This window comes from Methylomonas sp. MK1 (genome assembly GCF_000365425.1).
GTDB lineage: Bacteria > Pseudomonadota > Gammaproteobacteria > Methylococcales > Methylomonadaceae > Methylomonas.
This window is the reverse complement of sequence record NZ_AQOV01000001.1, coordinates 1,739,637-1,754,730: the sequence shown is the minus strand read 5'-3', so window position 1 is coordinate 1,754,730 and position 15,094 is coordinate 1,739,637. Positions and strand designations below refer to the sequence as shown.

At 53.3% G+C, this 15,094-nt stretch carries 14 protein-coding genes; 2 read left to right on the top strand and 12 right to left on the bottom strand.

Annotation, left to right across the window (positions count from 1 at the left end; genetic code table 11):
* Window position 1 precedes the first annotated feature (1 nt).
* The 7 genes from G006_RS0108215 to G006_RS0108185 all read right to left on the bottom strand — a co-directional run bounded on the left by G006_RS0108215 (window position 2) and on the right by G006_RS0108185 (window position 4,867).
* Window positions 2–208: a hypothetical protein gene (locus G006_RS0108215; RefSeq protein ID WP_020482699.1), complete on the bottom strand. Its 207-nt coding sequence runs from the start codon at window positions 206–208 to the stop codon at window positions 2–4.
* Window positions 209–261: 53 nt separating this feature from the next.
* Window positions 262–1,320: an ACR3 family arsenite efflux transporter gene (gene arsB / locus G006_RS0108210; RefSeq protein WP_020482698.1), complete on the bottom strand. Its 1,059-nt coding sequence runs from the start codon at window positions 1,318–1,320 to the stop codon at window positions 262–264.
* 21 nt (window positions 1,321–1,341) lie between these two features.
* Complete coding sequence (locus G006_RS0108205; protein ID WP_020482697.1) at window positions 1,342–1,788, bottom strand: ArsI/CadI family heavy metal resistance metalloenzyme; 447 nt, start codon at window positions 1,786–1,788, stop codon at window positions 1,342–1,344.
* 63 nt (window positions 1,789–1,851) lie between these two features.
* A complete protein-coding gene (gene arsA, locus G006_RS0108200; protein ID WP_020482696.1) occupies window positions 1,852–3,651 on the bottom strand; it encodes an arsenical pump-driving ATPase in 1,800 nt (599 codons plus the stop codon).
* On the bottom strand, window positions 3,645–4,001 hold the full coding sequence (arsD, locus tag G006_RS0108195; RefSeq protein ID WP_020482695.1) for an arsenite efflux transporter metallochaperone ArsD: 357 nt from the start codon (window positions 3,999–4,001) through the stop codon (window positions 3,645–3,647). Before arsD ends, arsA begins: the two co-directional genes overlap by 7 nt.
* 18 nt (window positions 4,002–4,019) lie before the next feature.
* Window positions 4,020–4,499, bottom strand: a complete 480-nt coding sequence (locus G006_RS0108190) for an arsenate reductase ArsC (protein WP_020482694.1) — start codon at window positions 4,497–4,499, stop codon at window positions 4,020–4,022.
* Window positions 4,496–4,867, bottom strand: a complete 372-nt coding sequence (locus G006_RS0108185) for an ArsR/SmtB family transcription factor (protein WP_020482693.1) — start codon at window positions 4,865–4,867, stop codon at window positions 4,496–4,498. Before G006_RS0108185 ends, G006_RS0108190 begins: the two co-directional genes overlap by 4 nt.
* A gap of 193 nt (window positions 4,868–5,060) precedes the next feature.
* On the opposite strand from G006_RS0108185, the gene G006_RS0108180 reads away from it, so the two are divergent.
* A complete protein-coding gene (locus G006_RS0108180) occupies window positions 5,061–6,674 on the top strand; it encodes an alkaline phosphatase (protein ID WP_020482692.1) in 1,614 nt (537 codons plus the stop codon).
* Between the two features lie 259 nt (window positions 6,675–6,933).
* Entirely contained in the window at window positions 6,934–7,683 is a 750-nt protein-coding gene (locus tag G006_RS25215) for a hypothetical protein (protein ID WP_020482691.1), read from the top strand.
* A gap of 222 nt (window positions 7,684–7,905) precedes the next feature.
* On the opposite strand, the gene G006_RS0108170 is transcribed toward G006_RS25215, so the two are convergent.
* From G006_RS0108170 to G006_RS0108140, 5 genes are all read right to left on the bottom strand, one after another.
* Window positions 7,906–9,681 carry a bifunctional metallophosphatase/5'-nucleotidase gene (locus tag G006_RS0108170; RefSeq protein WP_020482690.1) on the bottom strand — a complete coding sequence of 592 codons (1,776 nt, stop codon included), beginning with the start codon at window positions 9,679–9,681 and terminating at the stop codon, window positions 7,906–7,908.
* Window positions 9,682–9,692: 11 nt separating this feature from the next.
* Entirely contained in the window at window positions 9,693–10,247 is a 555-nt protein-coding gene (locus tag G006_RS0108165) for a hypothetical protein (protein WP_020482689.1), read from the bottom strand.
* 1,330 nt (window positions 10,248–11,577) lie between these two features.
* Complete coding sequence (locus tag G006_RS0108150) at window positions 11,578–12,339, bottom strand: competence protein CoiA (protein ID WP_020482686.1); 762 nt, start codon at window positions 12,337–12,339, stop codon at window positions 11,578–11,580.
* A gap of 725 nt (window positions 12,340–13,064) precedes the next feature.
* The gene (locus G006_RS25205) at window positions 13,065–13,709 is read right to left on the bottom strand and encodes an energy transducer TonB (protein ID WP_152428824.1); all 645 of its coding nucleotides are present in this window, start codon (window positions 13,707–13,709) and stop codon (window positions 13,065–13,067) included.
* Between the two features lie 344 nt (window positions 13,710–14,053).
* Entirely contained in the window at window positions 14,054–15,040 is a 987-nt protein-coding gene (locus G006_RS0108140; RefSeq protein WP_020482684.1) for a FecR family protein, read from the bottom strand.
* Window positions 15,041–15,094: the final 54 nt, after the last annotated feature.

The following is a 15,094-nucleotide window of genomic DNA, read 5'->3' as shown; positions in this document are numbered from 1 at the left end:
GCTAATTAGCTTGCTCGGCATCGGCGGTAAGACACTGCTCGACGACGCGGCGGCTCAGAACCTCGTCTTGCAGCATGATATCCACCATAGACGCCACCACCGTGCGGGTCTTTAACCCGTTAAAGCGGGAAAAGTTTTTCAGTTGGTCGTAAGTCGGTTCTTCCACCGCAATTTTCTTTCTGTCGTTTTTCGATTTATCGGCAGCCATGAGAGAGTGTTCCTTTGTAAGGTTAGGTAAAAGAGTCGTTGGGTAAACGCATGTCAATTTTGAATCAATCCGTGCTTGCGGAAATAGAGGGCAACATTGACCAAGGCGATCATTACCGGCACTTCAATCAATGGTCCTATTACAGCGGCAAACGCCGCACCGCTGTTAATGCCAAACACCGCTACCGCCACCGCAATAGCCAATTCAAAATTATTACTGGCGGCGGTAAATGCCAGCGTGGTGGTTTTGCCGTAGCCGGCGCCGATGGCTCTGCCCATTAAAAAACTGAGCAAAAACATCACCACAAAGTAAATCAAAAGCGGTATCGCAATGCGCACCACGTCCAGAGGTAATTGCACGATCAAATCGCCTTTCAGCGAGAACATCACCACGATGGTAAATAACAGCGCGATTAATGTCAGTGGGCTGATTTTGGGGACGAAAGTTTGCTGATACCAATCTTTGCCTTTGGCTTTAACCAATAGAAAACGTGTGGTAAAGCCGGCCAGAAACGGAATACCCAGATAGATGAATACGCTTTTGGCGATTTCGACTATGGTGATTTCGACCAGGCTGCCTTGCATGCCAAACAAGGGTGGCAACACGGTGATGAACAGCCAGGCATACACGCTGTAAAACAACACCTGAAATACGCTGTTAAACGCCACTAATCCGGCCGCATAGTCGTTATCGCCGTTGGCGAGTTCGTTCCAGACGATGACCATCGCGATGCAACGCGCCAGGCCTATCAAGATCAGGCCGACCATGTAGTCGGGATAATCGCGCAGAAACACGATAGCCAATAAAAACATCAACACCGGGCCGAGCAGCCAGTTTTGTACCAAGGACACGGCCAATATACGCCAGTTGCGAAATACATCGCCGAGTTCTTCATAGCGGACTTTGGCCAGCGGCGGATACATCATCACGATCAAGCCGATGGCAATCGGGATGTTGGTGGTGCCGACGGAAACCGCCGCGTTGAAATCGGTTACTTCGGTCGGAAACAGAAAACCGATGCCTACCCCAAGCGCCATGGCGATGAAAATCCATAGCGTCAGAAAACGGTCCAGAAAGGATAAGCGGGCATTGGGGCATTGTGGGGTGTTCATTGAAATCTCCAAGACAGCTGTTTACTGTTCCGCGCTATCGATTGATGATGGCTTACAGCAACTGCTGGCGGGTGCGAGTTGCACGACTTGATCGTCGCCGAATAAGGGAATGGTCTGCAAGGAATGGAAAGCCTCCCAGGCGATGCCTTGCGGATCGACGGTCCAGTATTTGTCGGACTGGGCATAGCAGCAGTTGGCTTGTTTTTGCGCCGCGACCGGTAACTCGGCGGCAGCCAGGTTTTGCTGGACTGCTTCCAGTTCCGCACCGGACTCGACCTGTATCCCCAAATGATCCAGGCCGGGCTGACGACCGCGACTGGAAATCGCAAAATTGACGCGCGGATCGTTCAGCAGCCACTTGGCGTAATCGGCTTCGCGGACTGTCGGCGCGCTTTGAAACAATGCGTTATAAAAGTCGATGTTTTTCGCCAGATCATCGACGGCGAGATGGATATGCAGGCGCTTCATCGCGTTTACTCCGGGTGAAAGTGGGTAAAGGTGTTCTGTTTTGTTAGCGTTGTTTACTAGTGTTTATTTGCTATGGCCACCGGCTAATGCCAGCAAGCGTTCGACGCCGGTCGGCTCGTCCTGCAACAATGGCACCAGCGCATAGCGGCTGGCATGCCGATTGGCGACGGCAGCGATTTCCGGTAATTCATTGGCGGCGCGTTGCTGCAATAGCGCTGAATGCACGGTGCTAGCGGCCACGCTATTGTTAATCACCCAGGCCCATGGCTCGATGCCGGCCCGGCGTAAATCGTCTTGCAAATGAGCTGCTTCCAACACCGGCGTGGTTTCCGCTAAGGTGACGATCAGCACCTTGGTTTGGCGCGGGTCCTGCAATTGCATCATCGGCGTGGTGAAATGCGTTTTGGAATCGCCCATTTGCCGCGCCACTTCACGATGGTAAGCGCCGGTGGCATCCAATAACAGCAAGGTGTGGCCGGTCGGCGCGGTATCCATCACTACAAATTTCTTCCCGGCTTCGCGGATGATGCGGGAAAAAGCCTGAAACACGGCGATTTCTTCGGTACACGGTGAGCGCAAGTCTTCTTCCAGCAAGGCCCGGCCTGCCTCGTCCAATTTGGCGCCTTTCGTGGCCAGCACATGCTGGCGGTAGCGTTCGGTTTCCGCGTGCGGGTCGATTTTGCTGACTGTCAGGTCCGGCAAAGCGCCGTTCAGTGTGTCCGTTAAATTGGCGGCGGGATCGGACGTAGTGAGATGCACCGGCAAACCGCGCCGCGCCAGTTCCACCGCCAAGGCCGCGGCCATGGTAGTTTTGCCGACGCCACCTTTACCCATCAGCATCACCAAGCCATGTCCATCGGCGGCAATCTCGTCCACCAACGTTGATAGATTAGGCGTGGGTATGGCCCCCATAACATTATTGTCAGGCATTGATAGCGGCGCGGCATCGCTAAGCAATTGTCTGAGAGCCGTCAGTCCAACCAGATTGAAGGGCTTTAGTTCAATGCGGTCCATCGGTAGGCTTCTTAACGTTGCTGGCATATCGGCCAAAGCATGTTGCTCGCGCTGGTAGATGGCGTTGGCTAGAGGGTCTAGTGCGGTTGCGCTCTCCGGCAAGATGCCATTGATTGCCAAAAATTGTTGCGACAAACCGATGGCGTTTAATTCTTCATGGGTGCGCGCCACTTCGCGCAAGGTCGATTGTTGGGCGCGGGCGACCAGGATCAAACGACTGCGTTGCGGATCGGCCAAGGCGTCGACGGCGGCTTTGTATTGGCTGCGCTGTTTTTCCAAACCGGCCAAGGGGCCTAAGCAAGAAGCGTTGCCTTTGCCTTGCTCTAAAAAGCCGCTCCAGGCGCCGGGTAATTGCAATAGGCGGATAGTGTGGCCGGTCGGGGCGGTGTCGAACACGATGTGATCGTAGCCGGCAGTCAAGGCCGAGTCGGTCAATAGTGCGGTAAATTCGTCGAATGCTGCTATTTCCGTGGTACAGGCCCCGGACAGTTGTTCTTCTATGCCTTTGACGATGCTGTCCGGCAACACGCCGCGCACCGGGCCGACGATGCGGTCGCGATAGGCTTGCGCGGCCGCTTGCGGATCGATTTCCAATGCCGCCAAGTTGGGCACGGCCTCAATGGCGGTGATCCGATTGCCGATGGCTATGCCAAATACCTGGCCGACATTCGAGGCCGGATCGGTACTGACCAACAACACCTGTCTGCCGGCATCCGCCAATTGCATCGCCGAGGCACAAGCGATGGAGGTTTTGCCTACGCCGCCTTTGCCGGTAAAAAATAGAAAACGCGGTGCTTGCTCGAGAAATTTGCAATCGCTGTTCACGGCATCATCAATAAAAGTTAACAACAGCTGCTGCCGCTACAACAGCCCGACGGTGCTTGCTGTTTCGTTACGCTAATTGCCGCCCAACGTGCCAATTCGGCGCGATTGGGGTAGCGGCCGGCTAAGGCGACTTCACCATCGACCAAAATCAACGGCAAGGCGTCGGATCCGGAGCGTTCCAGAAAGGCTTTAACCACTGTGTTTTCGGCAAATGCCAACGGGGTTTGCGCCAGGTTAAAGCGCTCAATGTCGGCGCCGTTTTGTTTGGCCCAATCGACATCGGCGGCAAAGCCCACCAATTGCTGATCGACTTCCACGCCGCAAACGCCAGTGCTGCAACACAGGGCCGGGTCAAACACATGAATACTGGTCATGAGGACACTCCTTAACAATTAGGGCAACAAAGTGCCGATGCGATCCAGTTCGGCTTTTAGACGCTCGGGATCGTTTTTTAACTCTTCCAACGGTAAGTCAAAAAACTGTTCGATGCGGTGGCGCAGAATGCGATAAGCGACCATGAAGGCCGCGTCTATTTCCTCGTCAGTACCCTCAACGTGGGCGGGGTCTTCGACTCCCCAATGGCTGCGCATGACCGGGCCCAGGTAGGCGGGGCAGGTTTCGTTGGCGGCATTGCCGCATACGCTTAATACGATGTCCGGCGTTACCGGCAGATCGTTCCAGGACTTGCTGTAATAACCTTCTGTGGAAATGCCTTCTCTGGCCAATAAGGCCAGCGAGCGGGGGTGGATCTTGCCGGTCGGTTTGCTGCCGGCGCTCAGGCCATGCCAGTCCGCCGGCGCCAAGTGATTAAAAGTGGCCTCGCCAAGGACGGAGCGGCAGGAATTGCCGGTACATAGAAATAATACGTTCATGATGGAGTGTCGGTCGGGTTTGAGGGTAAAGAATCGGTGGGCTGGACGTCATTTTCGGAACAGACGGAAAGCGACAAACAGGCATTACCGTTGCAGCAGTTCTCGGTCAGGAACGCCAGCAACTCATTCATCGCCGAAAAGTTGGCGGTATAAATCACGAAACGGCTTTCGTTGCGTGAGCTGACCAAGTTCGCATAAGTCAGCTCTTTCAGATGAAACGACAGGGAAGAGGGCGCAATGCCGGTGGTTTCGCTAATTTTTCCGGCAGCCAGACCTGCCGGGCCAGCCTGGACCAAGGCGCGGTAAATAGCCAAACGGGATTCTTGGGCCAGTGCGGCCAGGGCGGTAACAGCAGTTTTGTTTTCCATATTTCAACAATAGTTGAAATATGGAATCGAGTCAATCCCTGACCTATTTGTTACTCAAAAGTATGCAGTTTCGATGAGACTTGATTAGGACTTAGCGTTGCTTAAACAACGCTTTTAGATGGTGGAATGGTCACGTGACTGTCATATTCGCGCGTTAATGTTGCGGCTCCGAACATCGCTCTAGGGGCAACACATGAAAAAAACACATCCACAAAAATTGGCCGCAGTCGCTGTCGGCGCCTTCGGTTTTACCTTATCGGTAGCCGCGGTAGCCCACGATCATGCGGATCGCGATCACCACAATCATCATAATCCCGCGCAATCCAGCCAAGTACCGACATCCGGCGTAGAGTGGTTCAAAGCCGGCGAAGCAGCGGTATTGGTCAATAAACGAGACGTAGAGCAACTGCGCAAAGCCAAAAATGTCATCTTGTTCGTCGGTGACGGCATGGGTATATCCACTGTCACCGCCGCGCGGATTTTGGAAGGCCAAATGGCCGGGCGCGATGGTGAATTTAACCGTCTGGGTTTTGAAAAGTTTGGCTATATGGCCCATTCAGTGACGGCCAGCGCCAATCAACAAACCTCCGATTCCGCGCCGACCGCTACAGCGATGGTCACGGGTATTAAAGCCAATGACGGCGCTATTTCAGTCGAGCAAAGTATCCTCCGCACTGAAAAAAGCGCGGAAGTGAATGCCGCTAAAAGCGTCAAAACCATCCTGGAACGTGCCGAAGAGCGCGGTATGTCCACCGGTGTCGTCACAACCGCCCGTTTTACCCACGCTACGCCAGCCGTAAACTACGCGCACATTGCCGACCGCGATTGGGAAGCCGACAGCAATCTGCCGGCTGGTGCTACCGTAAAGGATATTGCCCGCCAATTGTTGGAATTCCCTTACGGCGATGGTCTGGAAGTGGCTTTGGGCGGCGGACGTAGTTATTTCATGCCCAATACTGTTGCCGACCCCGAATACCCCACCCAAAAAGGTCGCCGCGCCGATGGCCGCGATCTGACCTTGGAATGGACTTCGCAATACAATAATTCCGACTATGTCTGGAACAAAGCCCAGTTCGACGCGATAAACCCGGCGTCTACCGATCATTTGTTGGGTTTGTTCGAACGTTCGCACATGCGCTATGAAGCCGACCGCGCGCAAGACGCCGCCGGCGAACCGTCCTTGACCGAGATGACCGAAAAAGCCATCAAAATTCTTGAAAAAAACCGCAAAGGTTATTACTTGATGGTGGAAGCCGGCCGGATCGACCATGCTCACCACGCCGGCAATGCCTACCGGGCGCTAACCGATACCGTGGCGCTGTCGGATGCAGTGAAAAAAGCCAAACAACTGACCCGCGACGAAGATACTTTGATCCTGGTTACTGCCGATCATAGCCATGTGTTCACCATCGCCGGCTATCCGTCGCGCGGTAATCCTATCCTGGGTCAAACCGCCGTGGACGGCGTTACCCTGAAGGATTCTTTGGGTTTGCCTTACACTACCTTGTCGTATGCTAACGGTCCGGGTTGGACCGGCGGCTTGCAACGCAAGGAATTTAATCCTGCCAATGAAGGCACCGTGGCCGCCGCTTATACGGGTAGCAAACTGCGTCCTGATTTAACAGCGGTTGATACAGCCAACCCTAACTACATGCAGGAAGCTACAGTACCGATGAGCGCGGAAACCCACGCCGGCGAAGACGTGGCTATCTATGCGGATGGCCCGGGTGCTTATCTGGTCCGTGGTACGCTGGAACAAAACGTGATTTATCATGTGATGGCTGATGCGCTAGGCATGCGCAAATAGTCCGGGAACCATTCCCAAAGCCGAATCAGGGACGCTAGCCGTCCCTGATTTTTTTGTAATTATTCACTACGAAGTACGAAAATCCCTCTCCAGCGGGAGAGGGTAGGGTGAGGGGATGAAAACAAAGTATTTTGCTAGTTTAATTCTCCTCTCCCCAACCCTCTCCATCAGTAGAGGGAGCAATTTCTCGGCGATTTACAGAGTTTTGCAATTCACTGAATAGTTACATTTTTTTGAATACCGTTAAAGTGCAGGAACCATGCTCAACACTATTTTCAAGTTTTTACCCAAACTATTTGCTCTGGGTTTATTGATTGTTTTGGCTGCTTGCAGCCATGTGCCGGCCAAGGATGCCGCTAACACCCAAATTATCGAGCTATCTGCGGCAAACTTGCCGGCGGTAGCCGCCGAGTTTGTCACCACCCGCACTGGCGAAGAGCACGAACACGAAGAACACGAAGCACTGCCCCCAGAAGTCAGCTGGCGCTTCTGGCGCGATAGCCAGCAGATCACCATCGAACGACCGCAACTAGGCTTGGGCGAACTGTGGCAGCGCGACGGCCAGGAGCTGATTCACCGTAAGCTGTATCACCACGACCAGCGGGCGATCGAGTTTCAAGCCGGCGACTTACGCATGCTGGACATCACCCCGTCCTGGCAAAAATTGGCGCTGTTGCTGGATAGCCAACTGTTGGACAAACTCACAGCCGAAGAAATCGAATGGACCGACGGCATCCCGACCCGAGAATATCAAGGTAAAGTCGCGGACACCCAATGGCATGTGGTGATGCGGTTGGATGTGGCCTTGCCGGCGTTGATTGAACGTGAACATGGCGACTTTTCCGAGCGTACCGAATTATTGCACGCTTATCCTCTGAAAGCCGCGCCTTGGCAACCTACACCAGTTAATGGCTACGATGTAATCGATTTTGCCGATTTGGGCGACAAGGAGTCCGATCCGTTCGTGATTAAAGTGCAAGCCCAAATGGGGCATGAACATCATCATTAATTACGTCCTTAAAATCCCTGGATTCGTCATTCCCGCGGAGGCGGGAATCCAGTATAGGTGCTAGGCTCCCGCCTGCGCGGGAGCGACGATATTTGGGGGCCGAATTAATAATCGAGTATCGATGCTGTTTGCTGCTTGACTGAACGGGCAAAAAAAAGCCCGCTGTATCGCGTACCAGCGGGCCCGAGTACCACTACAGAGCTTACAACTAATCCATAAAGCTTAAGGCGCCAGCAAAATCCGATTCTGCGGGCCGGGGGCTACAGTACCGTTAGCGGTAAAGTAGTTTTCCAACGCATCCAGATCCAGCGCGCCGCCCAGGCGGTTGGTGCCTTGCGTCAACACATAGTATTGGTCGCCACCGTCCGCCATGAAATTATTCACAGTAACTCGATAGCTGGCGGCTGGGTCTACCACGACACCGTTGATCTTGATACTGGCTGGATCGACGTTATCGCAAGCTGTGCCTTTTTCTTTCCATTCGTAACTAAAGCCATTAGACACTTGCATGATACGGTTGAACGCTTGGCCCGCAACTGGTGCACCGGCCGGATAGCCGACGGTACAACCGGTGAATTGTTGTTCCAGCAAGGTGTGGATTTGCGCGCCGGTCAAGGTCAGTGTCACCAAGGTATTGCCGAAGGGTTGCACGGTAAAGGCTTCGGCGTATGTCACTTTGCCGTCGCCTTCTGCTGCTGTGCTGGACGGAAAGGTCAAATCGGCACGGATGCCGCCGGGGTTCATAAATGAAACCACCGCTTCGCCAAAGCCGACATTTTGGGTAGCCAACAATTGCGCATCGGCAATCACATCGCCCAAAGCCGATTCGCCGGCAGCGCTAGCGGTTCTGGTAATCGCTGCGCTGATGCTGCCGATCACTCGGTTAGCAATAGGTGTGGACAGGGCTTTGTAATTGTCGACGATGGTTTTAATCGCCGCATTCGGCGTGATGGCCGTGTTGCTGCGATCAACGACAATGTTTTCGGCGCTGACGCTGCTGACTTCGCCGTTGGCGGTGCTGATAGCGACATCAATGTCGGTCAACACCCGGCCTTGCGAATTCGCGCTGGTGACTGAAATCAAGCGGCCGGCTTTGTTGGCGATTTGGCAGTTATAGGCTTGGTGTGTGTGGCCGGAGATCACCAAATCCACTTCGTCGTCCAATTGATTGACGATGGTTTTGATTGGGGAGCCGTTCAAGCCGTCATTACAGTTGTTGATGGTAGAGGCACTTTGGGTGACCGGTATCGTGCCGCCTTGGTGAATCATCACCACCACCGCTTCGACGCCGCGCGCGCGCAATTTTGGGATCAAGGCATTCACAGTCGCCGCTTCGTCTTTGAACTCCAGGCCGGCCACGCCGGTTGGGGTGACGATGGTCGGGGTTTCCTTCAAGGTCATGCCGATAAAGCCCACCCGCACCCCGCCGATGACTTTGATCGCGTATTGCGGGAACAAGGTTTTGCCGGAGGCAGTTTCGACCACATTGGCAGCCAGAAATTTGAAATCCGCGCCTTCAAACGGCACCGGCGTGCCAACTGAAGCGCCTTGGCAGGAGTTAGGATCGGTCGGATGACAGCCGCCGTTTTGCATGCGTTTTAATTCAGTCTTGCCTTCGTCGAACTCGTGATTGCCGACCGCGTTGAATTCCAGGCCCAGACGGTTCATCGTTTCAATGGTCGGTTCGTCGTGAAACAACGCGGAAACCAGCGGCGTGGCGCCGATAATGTCGCCGGCCGAGACCACGACAGTGCTCGGGTTTTGGTTTTTTAATTCGTTGATATAGCCGGCCATCCAATCCACGCCGCCGACCGGGATATTGGTGGATGCCGCGCTGGTGGGTGTTTGCCGGAACGTGCCCGGCGATTCCAATTGGCCGTGGAAATCGTTGAACGCGACGATTTTGATTGTGGTGGTGGGGATGGTGGTCACGGCATTGGCCGCGCCCAGTGTGCCCAAGCCCAATGCGATGCCTATGGCTAGTTTGTTTAATTTCATTGGTTTAACCCTTATTTAGTGGATTTGCGGCGACGAGAGACCAAGCCCAGCAGGCCGGCGCCGGCTGCATATAAACCGGCAGCGGCGGGCAGAGGTACTGCGGTTAGGCTGACAGCACCGACGGTGGCGTTAATCTCGGCGGAGGTATCGTCCAGAGCGGATTGGATCAGCAGGCCGCTGATTTGGTAACTGCCGGCACCCAGCAGAAATTCGCCGCGGCTGTAGTCTGAGCTGGCGTAAGCCAAGTCAAAATCGCTGTAAACAGAAGTTGGATAATTGTTAACGGCGGCCGATGTTTCACCGATTACGCTGGCCGTGTTAAAAATCTTGAATCTATCCCCAGCGAAGCCGGCGTCCACTACGCGCAAAATCGCCGAGCCGGTTAAGGTGAATTCAAAGCTTAAAGCATTGTTATCCAGGTCTATCCATTCCAGACCGCCGGAATTAGACACCGAATTGTCTACGTCGAACGCATGCCAAGCGCCGTCGGCATTAAGGGTAATCGCCTCGGCTTGCGTGCAGATTGCCGACAGCAAGGCCACGGCAAGAACAGATTTTTTGATCATTTAGAATGCTCCGATAAAGACAGCGCGTGCGTTTTTGTTATAAGTCACTGGCTGCTCGTTCATTTGGGGTTGAGAAATTTCCATCGCTATGGGTAAAGCAAGTACAGCCTAAGGAAATTTTGTGATGAACTTGTGATTGCTAAATGAAGATTTCGTGAAATGTAATACAAATGTGTTGCCGGCTTTCTAGCGGCGGTGGTTTCAGACTGTTAGGCCTGAATGTAAGCAATGAAATTCCTGATTAGCAAAGATCTTCAGCTAAGCGTCATACCCGCACGGAAGCGGGTATCCAGTGCCATGGATGGTAAGCTTCGAGTCATCCATGGAGCCTGGATTCCGTCAATCCCTGCCGGAATGACGATCTTTTGGGCGCTAGCTGAAGATTCGTACTAATCAGGATAAAATTTGGGGAATGAGGTGAGCCAGGATTCAGTTGGGGCATCTTGGTTTTCGACTGCTCGAGTTTATAGTTCGAGTGCTGGGCAAAATAACGCCAATGTTGTGGTTCGGAGCTTGGCGGATTGAGTTGTGAAGCAGAATGATTTAGAAAAAAGCTTGGGCATTGGGGTTATTTTCTCCATCGTTCGAGCTCGAAGCTCGGGCATTGGACAAAATTACTCCAATAGTGCGGTATCGAGCTTGGTGGATTGAGTTCTGAACCGGAATGATTGAGAAAATAGCTCGGATGATGGAGGAATTTTTCTCTATTGGTTGAGCTCGGAGCTCGGTCGTTGGACAAAATTACTCCAATGGAGCGGTCCGGAGCTCGATGGATTGAGTTCTGAAGCGGAATGGTCGAGAAAATAGCTTGGGTGATGGTGTTCTGAACTTGAACGATGAACAAAATAACTCCGAAGTTACGGTTCGAAGCTGGATTATTAGGATTCGTGTCGCTATCGCGACGGGTGTTTTGAAGTCGGTTCTCGGACCGACGACCGAGATACTTTCTTTTGCTCCGCCAAAAGAAAGTATCCAAAGAAAAGGCGGCCCGGATGCCGCTTTGATCCTGCGCTCCTCGGGTTCGAACGGGGTTTTCCGAAGGGGCTTCCCAGCCCCTGCGTAAAACGCGATGCATCCCTGCATCGCCCCTAACGGGCTGATCCGTTCAAACCCTCCGGTGCTCGGCGCGGCATACGGGAGAAAACCCCGCCGCGAAGTTTGAAATCCAGCTAATATTTGCGCAGTTTTGTAGGGCGCATTAGCGATAGCGTAATGCGCCGAATGCTTTAAGGCCAACATACGGCGCAATACGGCTGCGCCTATTGACGCCCTACAAATTGCGCCTTAGGGCCTTGCGCGGCTTTTCGCGCAGGTCCGCTCGACTGCCGGGTTATGCCTCGGCTGCGCCACCGTAACAACCGATGAAGTGAGCCTTGCTAACAGCTTCGAGGCAGTACGCGCTGTGGGAATTGAATTTTCTGAGGCGCCATATAACGTCACCGCCAAAATCGAAGAACACGGGTCGGGCTGAACGAAACCAGACAGTTCTTGGTTTCTTCCACGCGAACAAACGGTGTCCGACGTGGGTCTCGTCAATGAAATTCTGAATCCGATGACTTCCGTAGACCTCGACCATGGTAGCGCCCGGCTCGTTCTCGGATATGCGGTGAAAGATAAAGCTTTGCGGTGAGTTTTGCACCGGGCGAACGCACATATCCAATGACTCAGGCAATTCGGGATTAGGTAACATCGCCCCGAATTGAATGTTGGACACAAAGTTCGCTGCATTAACCACCCACGCCATATCTCCGTAAAAACGCTCTCGAGAGATCAGTTCACCATCATTCAGCGGGGAGTTCTGGAATTCCAACACAAAGCCTTCCCGATTCTTTACATCGGCAATGTGTTTTTCACCAGTTAGGCTGTCAAAGTGCACTACCTCCTGAAACTGTTCATTCCAATGCGCCTTCCAATCGCGGTGCCACTGCGTTTCGTTCTCCCACCAGGGGTCGCATGTCTGTTTGATGGAATGCGCCCAGTGCCATACCTTCTGATTCCCGCACTTGGCGATCACGTCATTTCCGCAGAAAAGGCAAACGCCCCTTCCTTTCGGGAAGGCAACGGCTTTTTGTCCATTAACAGCGGAAAACATCACTTGCACTATCTCCGAGAGGCATAACGTAATGTATACGACACTAGATGTCCGATAATCCCGCGCATTTGTCGTATAACTCCAACTGTTTATGTTTAAGTAATTGATTTTATATGTAGGCGTGACTTTAACACCTCAAATGGTGTTGAAAAATACGACACTAGAAGCATGCGGAAATATATCATCCTTGGTACCTTGCTTCTAGGAAATAGAGTATGGAATTCTCTTTGGTTTCGATCAGTCTGTTTTATATCTGTCTGCAATGCGAACTAAGCCGCCAATCCAATAGCTGTCCTATCAGGCCGCTTGGATCGGTTTTTGCTCATCAGTGGAAGGTCAAGTACAAACCGGTTTCCCGGATTATCAGCCGGGTAGGGTGGGCACGTTTTTTGTGCCCACGCGGCATTAAATATACACCGCGAATGGTGGGCAGAAAGAGTTGTCCGCCCTACGTTTTTTGATTTTTCAATAGATTTTGGGAGTGGTTTTTCTCCTCCCATTAAAAAGCAGGGTGAACGCGATAAATATTTTTTTGAATGACACGTGTGTTCTCGAAATGAATGGTAAACGTGTGGGTAAAACAAAATTTCCTGATTTGAGATAAAACGCTGCTAAGCGGTCCACTCCTTCGGATTTGAATCCGCCGTCTTTAACATTAATCAATTTGACTCGAAAACAAGCAACCGCCCAGCTGTTTCCAGCGTGCGGCAAGAAGGGCGGAAAATCTAAAAAGCCGGCGCTTGGTCTTGCAGCGTAAAAATGATCGGCACCAATACCGCGCTGGCTACATTGATTTCCGCTCGTTTGGCCGGCACGAAGCGCCATTGCTTGACTGCTTCGACCGCGGATTCGTCCAGCGATTCGTGGCCACAACTTTGTTCGACGGCAACGCCGACGACCTGGCCTTCCTCGCTGACTTCCACGCGCAAAGTCACTTTGCCCTGCCAGCCTCGGCTTCGGGCGATACTGGGGTACTCCGGCTTGGGATTGTGTTGGTAAGCGGCGTTGAGATACGCCTCGGTATAAGCCGGACTTGGATTGTCGGCGGTTACTTTCTCGGGGATCGACGGCTGAGTGGCATCGTCGATCAGCCGCGGCTGTTGATCAAAAACTTGTTCCTGCATTGAAAAATCGGACGGCGGCGCCTGCGGCGTCACTTTTTTCAACCTGGGTTTGAGTTGCGGCTTTTTAGGTTTGGGTTGGGCAACGCTGGGCGGCGGTGGTTGGGTTCGCTCAAGGCTTGGCTTGATGGCCGGAATCGTGATCGTCGACACCTCCATTTTAATCGGAACGGCCTTTGCCTCCGGCAGGTCGGGGCACAAGAAGCAGCTGACCCCGGCCAAGTGCAGCAACGTAACCGTAACTAACATCAAAAATAGCACGGAGATGTTGACCGAACGTTCTTTATGGCGGGTTGGCTTTAGCAACACCGCATGGCCGACTTCGATGCCAAAGGACGCATCAAGAAAAGATGATGCCGGATTTTGAGCAATAACAAGTCCGATTCGATTAGCTCTAATAAAAGGCACGGTTTTTTAGGACTGGCGGTTAAACATGCGGCGGCTTCCCTGAACTGGCGTCGTTCTTCCAAACAACTAAATTCACCAAATTAAGACAATTTTCAATTAATTATGACAAAAGCCTTGCCGCCAGGAATGCGGCCAATTGCCGCATCGGCGGCTCCGAATATTGCCAGGCTGATTCTGTTTTCGCATCAAGAATGCAAAATTACCAGCCATGGCCCCAACTGAGTCAAACGAATGGCCAAAGATTTTTGCAAGGCGTCCAACATGGCCAAGCTGTCGGTAGGGAACACCCCACTGACGCGCATCTGTTCGATATCCTCACCTTTCAACAGAATCTTGGCTTTTGAATAGCGGTTCAATTCGGCGACCACATCGGCCAGCGTTTGATCGTGGAAAATCAGCTTGCCGCGTTTCCAGGCATTTAACTGATTCAGATTCGCCGCGTGCGGCTTGTCCAGACTACCGCTACCGGCATACAGCAAATGCTGACCTTCTTCGACCCGCATTGGCGCGACATTGGATTTATCGGTCAAGCGCACCGCCACCGCGTGTTCCGTGACACTGACTTCGACAGCACCCGATGCACGCCGTGCTACGTCGAACACCGTCCCTAGGGCCTTGACCGCCGTATCGCCGGCTTCAACCTCAAACGGTCTGTGCGCGTCGGCGGCGACCTTGAATTCGGCTTGCCCCCTCAGCAACACCACCCGGCGTTTGTCTTCCGCCCAGTCCACTGCCAACGCGGTATCGGTATTCAGCAATACGCTACTGCCGTCGGCCAGTTGAATCTGCTTTTGTTCGCCAACCGCTGTCGCATAATCGCTCAGTAACCAATCTTGGAGTATGTCTCGACCAAACAGCACAGCCAACAGCAGCGAAGCCACCAGCGCCAGACCGGACCAAGGGGACCGGCGCCGATTAGCCACCATTTGCCGCACCGAGCCGATTGACTTCGATTGCAAATCGGCGGGCGGCGATCCTTTGACCGCCTGCGCCACCGAACCCCACAGCGCCTCGGCCTCTGCGTAAGCCTGCCGGTGCGCCTGGTCTTGCCGATACCACGCCTCGAATTGGCGACGAGTGGCGTCAGTGACAGCCCCGGAACGCATCTCCACCAACCAGTCTATCGCCTGGTCGGCCAAGCTATCGCCGGAATCGTCTGGGTCGGTATTCATTGAGGCAGGGTGAACAAGAAAAGAGGGGACACACGATATAGCAAGGCCGGCGGA